This is a genomic window from Olsenella uli, from assembly GCF_901212655.1.
Taxonomy (GTDB): Bacteria; Actinomycetota; Coriobacteriia; order Coriobacteriales; family Atopobiaceae; genus Parolsenella; species Parolsenella uli_A.
Genome location: NZ_CAAKON010000024.1, coordinates 76,558 through 87,150 on the forward strand (window position 1 = coordinate 76,558; position 10,593 = coordinate 87,150).

The 10,593-nt window shown below is 64.8% G+C and carries 5 protein-coding genes; all 5 read right to left on the reverse strand.

Features of this window, described 5'->3' with window-relative positions; genetic code table 11:
- Window positions 1-548 precede the first annotated feature (548 nt).
- Window positions 549-3,167: a hypothetical protein gene (locus tag EFAMC2_RS05690; RefSeq protein WP_154027876.1), complete on the reverse strand. Its 2,619-nt coding sequence runs from the start codon at window positions 3,165-3,167 to the stop codon at window positions 549-551.
- Between the two features lie 299 nt (window positions 3,168-3,466).
- Complete coding sequence (locus tag EFAMC2_RS05695) at window positions 3,467-4,363, reverse strand: sugar phosphate isomerase/epimerase family protein (protein ID WP_154027877.1); 897 nt, start codon at window positions 4,361-4,363, stop codon at window positions 3,467-3,469.
- A 43-nt stretch (window positions 4,364-4,406) separates the two neighbouring features.
- Window positions 4,407-5,588: a glycoside hydrolase family 105 protein gene (locus tag EFAMC2_RS05700; protein ID WP_154027878.1), complete on the reverse strand. Its 1,182-nt coding sequence runs from the start codon at window positions 5,586-5,588 to the stop codon at window positions 4,407-4,409.
- Between the two features lie 276 nt (window positions 5,589-5,864).
- On the reverse strand, window positions 5,865-7,421 hold the full coding sequence (locus EFAMC2_RS05705) for an MFS transporter (protein ID WP_154027879.1): 1,557 nt from the start codon (window positions 7,419-7,421) through the stop codon (window positions 5,865-5,867).
- A 1,014-nt stretch (window positions 7,422-8,435) separates the two neighbouring features.
- Window positions 8,436-10,010 carry a glycoside hydrolase family 28 protein gene (locus EFAMC2_RS05710; protein WP_154027880.1) on the reverse strand — a complete coding sequence of 525 codons (1,575 nt, stop codon included), beginning with the start codon at window positions 10,008-10,010 and terminating at the stop codon, window positions 8,436-8,438.
- Window positions 10,011-10,593 lie beyond the last annotated feature (583 nt).

Genomic DNA, 10,593 nt, shown 5'->3' on the forward strand with positions numbered 1-10,593 from the left:
AATCGGGCCGATTGCGTGATCGGGGCATGCCGGAACGGCTCATTAGACGGCGAGGAGGCCATGTCGGAGGAACTCTCCCACGCATGACAAAACCGTCAATCAGTCTACCTGCGGTTTTACAATGCGTCGGACAACCACACCATAACCGACAGCCCTGGATGCCTGCCGCGGCTACGCAATCCCGGAGATTCGTGGACAAACGACCCTGTCGGCTGATCCCTGCCTCGCAATCGCCCGGATTCGTGGACAGGAATGCCGGCGCCTAAGCGGTCAGCACCGCGGGCGTCGTGCAAATCACACAATCGCCCGGATTCGTGGACAGGACGGGACGATGTCCGGGCTGCCAGAGCCCCAGCCCCATGTCCCTGCCTGCGCCCCGTCCCTCGACAGCACAATCGCCCGGATTCGTGGACAGATGTGCGCACGAGCTCGAGCAGCCCCATGTGCGCACGAGCTCGAACGGGTCCCCCCATGCGCGCACATGGGGCCCTCCCATCATTGCTCACGCCAGGCCCCCGCCGCATTCTTCGGACACCCGCGTCGCGCCTTCACGCGCGACCATCCTCCGGGGGTACGAGAGCCACGTGCTCGCCCACGCCCCAGCGCACGAAGTGCCATGAGCTCACCGACGTATGCTCGGGCGCATGCTCGGGGTCGGCGAAGTTGCGCCTGCCCGCATATTGAGCCGGCGTCACGAGCGAGACGTCACCACGATAGTAGTGGTGCGGGCCGAGCACGTTGTAGGTGCTGTTGTAGAGCTCGACGGAGAGCTCGTGCTCGCCCGCCGCAAGCGGAAGCGGCTCCGTCTCGAAGTCTGGGCCCCACACGTCTAGCGGCTCTCCCCCGTCCACGCGAATGCGCGCCGCGCTTGCCCGCACGTCCTCGAGGCGCACGCGATAGCGGCCCTCGGCCTCCGCGTGGAACGACTTGTCGAGCCTCACCGGCAGGAACGAGAACGGATAGCCGCTCTCGAGGAGGTCGTAGGAAAGCTCCGAGAGATTCTCCTGACGATAGACCTCGAAGTTGCCCGAGCTCGTCATCTGGCGCTCGTCGAAGGGCCACAGGCGAGCCCAGGCGCCAAAGCGGCCGGCAAGGAAGATCTGCGGCTGCGGCTCGTCCTTGGCAATAATCCGCAGCTCATGCATGCCTGGTCCGCAAAGCTTGGCCGGGATGTTGGCGGTGAGGTAGTTGCCCTCGGCCACATGGCACGCCAGCTCGACGCTATCCCACGCGAGCAGCGAGACCGGGTCGCTGAGGTTGATGCGGAGCGGAACGTCCGAGAGGTCGTCGCCGAAGTGGGTCTGGGCCACGAGGGCGTCGGCGGCGGCCTCCAAGCGCGCGGCAGAGGCGATGCTAGAGACGGGCCGTCCGTTAGCGAGCGTAAGCTCTGCAGGCCACCCGTCGGCAGGTGAGCCCACCACGGGCCCGGCCTCCTCGTCCTCAAGGTCGGTGTCCTCGGGCTCCTGGGCCGCGGGCTCCAGCACCAGGAGATTCTCCGCAGGTGGCGTCATGTGCCAGGGGTCCTGGGGCGGCACGAACGCGGCAGGTCCCACTGCCTCGTGCGCACCAGAGGGCGCTGCCGTTGCCCGCGCATCCTCACACGCCCGCTCGCCCACGGCCAGCGTCTCCGGCATGCCCACGAACGAGGTCGTGACCTTGCCCAGGCTCGCGAGCCAGCCCTCCGGCGTGAGTACCTCAACACCCGCACGCTCGAGTGACATGAGCAGGACAGACACGCGCGGCGACTCATAGGCCTCGGCAAAGGCAACCACACGCCTGAAGCGAGCGGAACCCACCGCAAGCACATCGCCCTCGACGCGGGCGCAGCGCTCGAGCTGGCGCTCCTCCACAAGGTGGGGCGACACGCCCAGCTCCGCCGCATCGTCCATGAGGGACACGATCGCGTCGGACATGCGCGCCGCAGCCGAGTTGGGCTCTCCCGAGCCGTCATAGCCGATGGTGCCCGCAAGCTCACCGGGGACGAAGCGCCGCTGGATGGCACGCATGGGCACCACAACGAGGGTCTCCGCGCCACGCACCACCCGCGGGCGCTGGTCGGCGGAGCGAAGCCGCCCGAGAAGCGAGCGGAACACCGGGCGCCAGGTGACGTGAGAGGGCACGGACGCCGGCCAACCGCAAATGGCGTCAGCCGTAAGGCGAAGCTGGTCTGCGTGGAGTACCACGTCCGAGACGCCACAGTCACCAATCCAGCGCAGGTGGCGCTCGAGGTCCTCGGGCGAAGAGCCGTTGCCCGCGCCGCCCAGGGCCAGGCAGAACGAGCGCCTGGCACCAGACAGCGCCGCCGCACTCGAGGCCAGGCGCGGAAAGTAGCGGTTGCCCTCCTCGCGCCCGATCGTGTCGACGCCCGGAAAGGCCACGGCAGAGAGCGCCTCCAGAGCGCTGCCGGTATGCCACACCTGGAACCACGGGGTCTCCTCGCCGTGCAGGCGCACGGCGAGGTCGATCCCGTTTGCCCGGCACCAGGCCCCAAGGGGCTCGAGCAGACCGGCGACGAGGCAATCCGTGAGGCACTCCCAGTAGGCAACGCGCAGAGCCCGTGCCTCTTCGGAATCCCCAAGGAAGAGCAAACGAAGGCTGGCGGGGCTGAGGCTCGCTCCGCGAGACCCAAGCGCCTCCTCGAGCTCGCGAGGCCAAGGCAGGGTTCCCACGGGGATGTCTGCCAGGCGCATCTCGCCGGGGGCGAACACGTCGACGGCGTCGAACGCCTCCGGGACGAGCCTCGAGCGATAGAGCTCAAGAACACGCTCGATGAGCGCCTGCGTGCAGGTATGCGAGAAGACGCTCACGCCAGGACGCTCGTGGACGCGCACCTCGCCGCCGCGGAGCCGGCCGTTGAGCTCCTGAGCGCCCTCGAGCGCAAGCCAACGAACGCGCGCGCCAGGCAGCTCGCGGGCAACGTCTACCGCCAGCGAAGAGATGGGCCAGCCCATCCCATCGCTCAGGCCGAATTGGAGCCCGAGGCTCCTCGCGTGGAGAATGGCGGCTGTGAGCAGGGAGAAGTACGCATCGTCATAGCAGCCCGCCATGCGGCCCTTGGGCTGCCACACCACCCCGTCAAAGCCGGCCTCGGCGTAGGCGTCGAGCCTCGAGGAAATCTCGGAGGACGAGGCGCGATCGTTAACGGCGAGCAGGGCGTGGAATCTCATGAACCCTCCTGTGGCGGTTGGCGTCATGCCGGAAGCCAGCGGCTAGAAACGAGGGACGCGGTGGCGCACGAACCTCGAGCTGCCACAACGACAGCGCTCATCCGCAGGGCCTCGCAAACCACCCGCAGGCCCAAGGCCGGCCTCGCAAGCCACCCGCAGGCCCCGTGCCAGGCCCCGCGAAAGAGACAACTGTGCAACTTCTAACGCATCAGCAATATTCTACCTGCGGTTTTCCCGAGGCATGCGTTACAAGTTGCACTGTCACCAAAAAGAAGGGAGTTTTGCGGGGACGAGGCGCCCTACAATCCCCGCAGATACGCAAGGCAACCCTCGGCCGTCTCAGGCGTGCTGTTCTCCACGACGCACTGAATGTGCGGCTTTGCCTCGGTAGCCCATGCCACCACCTGCGAAAAGTCGAAGGCCCCGGTCTCCCCAGCCCCATGGCAGACGAGCCGCTGGCCCGAGCCGTCAACCCAGCCGCGCAAGCCGCCGTTCTCGAGCGGGCCCTCATCCGGAACGATCGAGAAATCCTTCGCGTGCAGCACGCAGACGTCGTCACCGCACAGCTCAATCATGCGAGCGACCTCGCCGCGCGTCGCATCCGGCGCAACAACGCTCGCATGCAGCATGCTCACCGGATCCCACAGCACGCCGAGCGCCGGTGACGCCACCGCGTCCAGCACGGCCTGCACGCGCTCGGGCGTGCAGGCCACCTCATTGAAGCCCGGCTCAATCGCGAGCGTCACGCCAAAGCGCTCGGCGAGCTCCGCCGAGCGCGCCACGCCGCGCTCGAGCGCGAGCAGGGCCTCGTCGCTCCGCCGCTCCTCGGTGATGCGGTTGCGCGCGTCGGGCCGGCCGGTCTCGGTACCCACGACGCAGCCGCCCAGCCAGCTTGCGAACCTGCAGCATGCGGCGTACTCGGCCAGCTGCTCGTCCAGCGCCTCGCCCTCAAGCGCGAGGTTCTTGTAGCAGCCAAAGACAGCAACCTCCACGCCCGCGCGCTCGCATGCCTCGCGCAGATGGGCCGCCAGGCCCGGCGTGAGCCCCGCACGCGAGATGCCGTACTCCTTGTAGACCACCTTGCTCGCCAAGTGAACGCAAGAAAAGCCGAGTTCGCCAGCCCTGCGCAGGCGCTCCTCGAGCGGCGCCGGAGCCATGTCGTGAAGCCTGATGCCCACACGCAGCGTATTTGCCATGATCTACCTCGTTACCCGAATCTCATCTCAGTACGCACATCACTTACCGCACGAAGCCGCCGAACGGGTCCTCCACGTCCAGCTTTGCGAGCTCGTCGCCGCGCATCGTCTCGATGTAGGCGAGCACGAGCGGGGCCACGCCCTTGGCGTCGTTGGTCACGACGGGCTCGCTCATGTAGTAGCCAAAGGTGCCGTCGCGATGCTGCTTGTTGCCAAGGCCCGCCACCAGGCAGATGTTGCCCAGCGCCAGCTCGCCACCCTCTTCGGAGAGGCACGTGGCGCACACGCCGTCGAACGCACGCTTGCCCACGTCCCACAGGCCCTTGTCCAGTACGCCCAGGCGAGCGCCCTTCATGATGGCGTTGGCAAAGATGGCGCTGCCGCTCTCCTCCAGGTAGTTGGGAGCGATCCCCGGCAGGTTGATCACCTGGTGCCACATGCCCGTCTCGCTGTCCTGGTACGGCAGCATCGCGCCCACGAGCTCTCGGAACATCTCGCCCAGCACGCCGCGCTCGGCCGACATGCTCGCGGGCAGGATCTCCCACGCGTCCACGAGCGCCATGGCAAACCAACCCTCGGCCCTCAGCCAGAAGTTGGAGGAGAGGCCCGTTACCGGGTCTGCCCAGAACTGGCGGCGGCTCTCGTCGTAGGCGTGGTAGTAGAGGCCGTTCTGGGGGTTGCGCATGCGCTCGCGCACTACCTCGAACTGGTGCAGGCTGTCCGCGCATCCACGGCCGTCGCGATACGCAAGCTCGTACTGCAGATAGAAGGGCTGGGCCATGTAAAGGCCATCGAGCCACACCTGGTTGGGGTATACGGCCTTGTGCCAGAAGTTGCCCTCGCGCGTGCGGGGCTGCCCGTCCAGCTGCCCGCGCACCACGTCAACGGCGCGGCGGTACTTCTCCTTGCCCGCAAGCTCGTGCAGGCGGAAGAGCGTCTTGCCGGCGTTCACGTTGTCGAGGTTGTGCTCAGCCGGGTCATAGCGCGCAATCGAGCCGTCCTCGGCCACGAAGTTGTCGATGAAGGCGTCGGCGAAGTCCAGGTAGTCAGCACGACCGGTGATGTCGTACAACTCGATGAGCGCCTTGATCATGCAGCCGTCGATGTAGTTCCAGCTGTTGGGCTTGCCGGCGCGAATCTTTTCGATGTTCCACGCGGGCGCCTCGGGCGTCGAGCGCTCCAACAGCTGGTCGATGTACCTGTCCAGGATGGCGTTGCAGCCCATGGCGGTTCCTTTCCTTCGCGATGGTCTCTCTCGCTCGCATTGCCCCGCACGGGGCCCCGGCACAATTCGGCACGCCCCCGGCAATGGTCTCCCCTAGGCGCGCCCGGCTCGGGCCGGCGCACGCTCGGAGGCCATAATCTCCGCGAGATGGGCGAGATCACCCATATCGCGGAGATTATGGCCTGCAAGCCCGCAATTGGGGACAGACCCTTTTGCAACTTCCCTGAAAGCACCCTCAGAAAGCTTGCAAAGGAATCTGTCCCCAATGACACGTGGCTAGGCGGCGGGCTTGACGGTGTCTTCCTTGTAGCCCACGTTGTTGTGGCCGAAGCAGTTCTCGTACTTGAAGCCGGAGAGCTCCTCGCAGAGGGCCTTGACCTCGGGTTTCACGTCCTCCATGCGGCCACCCTCACGGACGCGCTCAATCTCTGTGGTGAGCACGTCGCACTGCTTCTTGTCGATGTTGATGCGCTTGCCGAGGAACGCGGCGAGGATGAAGAAGCCGGCGACGCCGATGAGCATGTAGGCGCAGATGGCGATGGGCACGCTCGCGGGCTGCGTCACGTCGGCGCTGTTGCCCGCCGAGCGGATGAAGCCGGAGACGTCAAGCACGAAGCCCCAGGCCGTGACGGCGATTCCCTGGACGAACTGCTCAACGAACTTCTGGGCCGAGCTGTAGATGCCCTCGCGGCGACGGAGTGTGATGAGCTCGTCGATGTCCGGGATGTAGTTCAGCGGGATGTCGGGCAGGTACTGGAAGCCAACGTAGAAGAACTTCCAGACGGCGAAGATGATCGGGTAGGCGATCATGGCGATAGCCGGCGTGGAGAAGCCGGTGATAGAGCCAGCGGCGAACACGTTGAAGGCAACGATGCACGCGGCGCAGCCGAGCGTGGCGGCGTACCAAGGCAGGTGGAAGCCCTTCTTGGCCATCCAGGCAACCCAGACCACGGTGCAGACGATGGCGACGACCTTGCCGGGCATCTCCATCACGGACTCATAGGACTTGGCGATGCCGAGCGCATACACGATGAAGAACGAGAGGCAGGCGCTCCAACAGGCGGCAGCGAGCTTAGTGGAGAGCTGTGCGTAGAGCACGCGGCGGAACGAGCGGTTGCGGAAGGTGGAGAGCACGTCGATGACGAGCTTCTTGATGGCCTGGCCCACGCCCTCGATCTTCTCCTGGACAACCTCGTCAGGCGTGCGCTCCCAGGTGGAGCAGTACACGGCGATGAGCGAGATCAGCATGACGCTCGCGTTGATGGTGGCGATGATGAAGTAGGAGAACGAGTTGGTCTCGCCAAAGACGCCGAAGCCGAAGCCCACGAGCGCGGCCATCAGGAATCCGGAGATGTTACCGAACATGTGCTTGAAGCCAGTGAGGTACGTACGCTCCTTGAAGTCGTCCGTCATCTCGATGGTGAGCGTGGGCAGGCTCGTCGCCGTGATGGTGTACGCGACGTTGTAAACCATGTAGAGCACGAAGTAGTACGGGAAGCCGAAGGGCGTCACCGTGAAGATGAGCGGCTCGGCGAGCATCATGGGCATGGCGAGCAGCAGCCAGAAGCGGCGACGACCGAACTTGCGGCCGATCTTGGTGGAGTACATGTTGTCGGCGATGAAGCCCATGATCGGCGACAGGATGGCGTTGAGGTAGATGGCCGCAGACGCCACGAGGGCCGCCTCGCCAGCCGACAGGCCGCATTCGGTGGACAGGAACATCACCATGTAGCTGTGCGTGAACGTGAGGGCTCCGGAGTTGAGCATGCCGCCCATACCGAAGCCAAGGCGCGTCCAGAAGGTGATCTTGCGCTTCTTTCCCAACTTGAACATTTCGATCCTTCCCGTGTTCCCTGCTGCGGGTGACCTTGGTCAGGCAGGCTTGGAGCGGCCGAAGGTGTTCGCCTGCCTGCAGATGACCCTGATTTCAAAGTCATCAATGAAACCGGTTTCTTCTGATTTCTTTCGATGACTGCGGAATCAATCATCCCGCGTTTGAGTGCATTCTATGAGGAAGACGATTCCCGTTTCAAGTCGTTTTACTGGCAGTTCTTAGGCCACCGTGCCACTTGCCGAATTGATGACATTAGTTGCAGCTGGTCTTCTGAAGCTCTTTCTATGGTATCGGTTTCTATTATCAGATACAGCGAAAGAATGCAGGTAACGGCTTTATGACGCATTATGGGTGCTTACGGTCAAAACGCGTCGTTTTGAGTCAGATAACTCGATTGTTTCAGGAAATAGGGGTCTATAAGGCCAAATAGCGGCTATTTGGCACATCAAACCATTTCTGCGAATGGTCGATGGTCTCGGTTTCAACGGTAGCGGTATTGGGCCCGATTGCGCCAATCTTTGACTGTGTTCCCCTGCTCACGGCGGGCTTACCGCACGAAACCCCGTGCCTTGAGGCCGTGCCTTGCTCTCGATGGATTCGGCGGCCTACTCTGTGCCTCGAGGCCCAACACTAAACAGGGGCCCGCCGCGCAGGGGCCCGCCGCGCAGAACTTGAGCCCCAACCCCATTTCGGGGCTGGGGCTCAAGTTTTGCGTACCCAACCGGGCATCCGCTGGCTATGACGACCGTATCAGCTGCAACAAAGTGGGAGCCTCGTCCCAATTAAGGGATAGCGAGGCTCCCACTTTGTTGCAGACTCCGCGCCACACGCGGACGCCGGCCTTGTCGTAGGCCCCGCGCCACACGCGGGGACCGACACTGTTGCAGGCCCCGGGCCACACGCGGACGCCGGCCCTGTCGCCGCCCGGCCCCGCGCCACACGCGGCCGCCAGCCCTGCTGCAGAGCCGGACCCGCAGCGTGTGGGCGTCAGACAGCCAACCAACAGGATTTCGCTATGAGCGCACGACCTCGTCCACGTCGGAGAGGACGAGCTCGTCGCCCTCCTGGCCCTCGATGGTCACGTGGTCCAGCACGAGGGTCGACACATGCTCGGCATTGAAGCCGGCCTTGCGCATCTCCTCCACCCCGCAGGCCATGGCAGGCTTGGCCGCCTGCGCGTCCTCGGCAAAATCGATGTGGACGTTGTGCAGCTCGAGACGATCCACCTTGCTCTCGGGCAGGCCCGTGATGTAGGCCGCGGCGGCGTGACAGCGATGCGCCACGATGTCGCTGAAGTTAAGCGAGGCCACCTTGGGCGTGCGGTCGTCCACCGGCAGCGCCTCCCGACACTGGACGTAGTCGCTCTTGCCGTCCGGGTCGCAGAAGTAGAACGAGTTCACCACGAACGGCGTCAGCACGTCCGTCATGCGGATGTTCTCAAAGATGATGCCCACGAACACGGAGTCCTTGCCGCGCCCGCGCCTCGTCTTGACGCGCAGGCCGCGGTCCGTGCGCTCAAACAGGCAGTCGCGCGCCGTGAAGCCGCAGATGCCGCCGGCTGCCTCCGAGCCCAGCACCACCGAGCCGTGTCCGTCGTGCATGTAGCACTGCTCGATCGTAAGGTCGCGACAGGGCGGGCGCAGTGCCCTCGGCATCGAGAGCTTGCCGCTCTTGACGGCGATGCAATCATCACCCACGGAGAAGTGGCAGCCCTTGATGGTGACGCTGCAGCAGCTCTCCGGGTCGAGGCCGTCGGTGTTGGGCGAGACCTTGGGGCCCTCGATGTTGAGGCACCAGAAGCCGAGGTGGCTCGAGAGCACGGGATGGATGTTCCAGCTCGGGCTGTTGCGCACCGTGACGCCCGCAAGGCTCACGCGCTCGCACTCGGAGAGGAAGAACAGGCGCGGGCGGCACGCGATGCGGATCTTCTTCGCCTCGTACCACCAGTTGTCCTCGTCGTAGCTCGCCTGGCCGTCGATGATGCCGCGGCCGTAGACCACCACGTCGTGCACGCGCATGCCCATGAGGGCGCCGCAGAACATCTTGCGGCTCTCGCCCTCCCAGGTGCCCAGGGGCAAAAGGTTGGTGCCCGCGTGGCCCGCACCCGGCTCGCCCTCGAGGTTCTCAGGCAGGTAGGCAAGGTTCTCGCGGTCGTAGCGAGCGGCGAGGCGCGCGCCCTCCGCGAGTTCGAGCGAAATCTCGCTCTTGAGAAAGAGGCTCGTGATCTTGTAAGTGCCGGCCGGCACGAGGACGCGGCCGCGCGCGGGGCAGCTCATGATGGCGGCCTGGATGGAGACGGTGTCGTCGCGCTCGCCGTCGCCCGCGGCGCCAAAGTCGCGAACGTTGAGGGTGAAGCTCTCCTCCTCCGTCACGATGACGGTGCTGGCGACCACGCCCGCGCGCTCGAGGCGCACGCGGTAGACCGTGGAGGGCTCGAGGCCGTCCACATAGGTGACGACCCGGTCCGTCTCGCCGCGCTCGACGTCGTTGATGTAGAGCTTCCAGGGCTCCCCCGTCTTGAAGATGTCGCCGCTGTGGAGCTCGATTACGGCCGCACGCGCGCACTTCCAGGCAACACTGAGCTGCATGGCCCGTCCCTTTCGACATTGGCACCGCTCCCCCGCCGTCGCTCCAGGCGCATTTCCGGCAGCTTTGCTGGTACCGTTTTCAGGCGCACCAATCGCGCCCGAACCTACCTGAACGCGAGCACAAGGACCTCCGCAAAAGCCTCTCGCGTCGTAACAAACGCAAGCTTAAACGCAATGTTGTCTTGTAGCGAATGATGAAAACGGTCCCAACGCAAGATTGGCGCCAAATACAGCGTTGGCATCGGTTCCATCGACCACTCGCAGACAGGCAACAACTCCCGCCATTATGCCTTGTTAAGCGGTTGGGTAATTCTGCCCGAGATGAGCGACGCACCATCATGGACAGCATGCGCTTCATCTACCAGCATGTATGTTTGTAATCTTCCGCTACGGCACTACAAGCATCCGCTCCCCTTACAGGATGTCCAGATGGACTTGTTCGTCTCACCACACTGGCATCGGTTGCAATGGCTCCACGCCTGTGCCGCCTCGCGCAACGGCCCTGCCGAGGCACGAAAAAGGGCGGACCCTTTCGGGCCCGCCCTCTGCTTTGGCTGGTGTCGGAGGCGGGACTTGAACCCGC

Excerpts from the sequence above, each read along its gene's own strand:
- EFAMC2_RS05705 (WP_154027879.1), bottom strand. The coding sequence starts at position 7,421 with ATGTTCAAGTTGGGAAAGAAGCGCAAGATCACCTTCTGGACGCGCCTT.
- EFAMC2_RS05690 (WP_154027876.1), bottom strand. The coding sequence starts at position 3,167 with ATGAGATTCCACGCCCTGCTCGCCGTTAACGATCGCGCCTCGTCCTCC.
- EFAMC2_RS05695 (WP_154027877.1), bottom strand. The coding sequence starts at position 4,363 with ATGGCAAATACGCTGCGTGTGGGCATCAGGCTTCACGACATGGCTCCG.
- EFAMC2_RS05700 (WP_154027878.1), bottom strand. The coding sequence starts at position 5,588 with ATGGGCTGCAACGCCATCCTGGACAGGTACATCGACCAGCTGTTGGAG.
- EFAMC2_RS05710 (WP_154027880.1), bottom strand. The coding sequence starts at position 10,010 with ATGCAGCTCAGTGTTGCCTGGAAGTGCGCGCGTGCGGCCGTAATCGAG.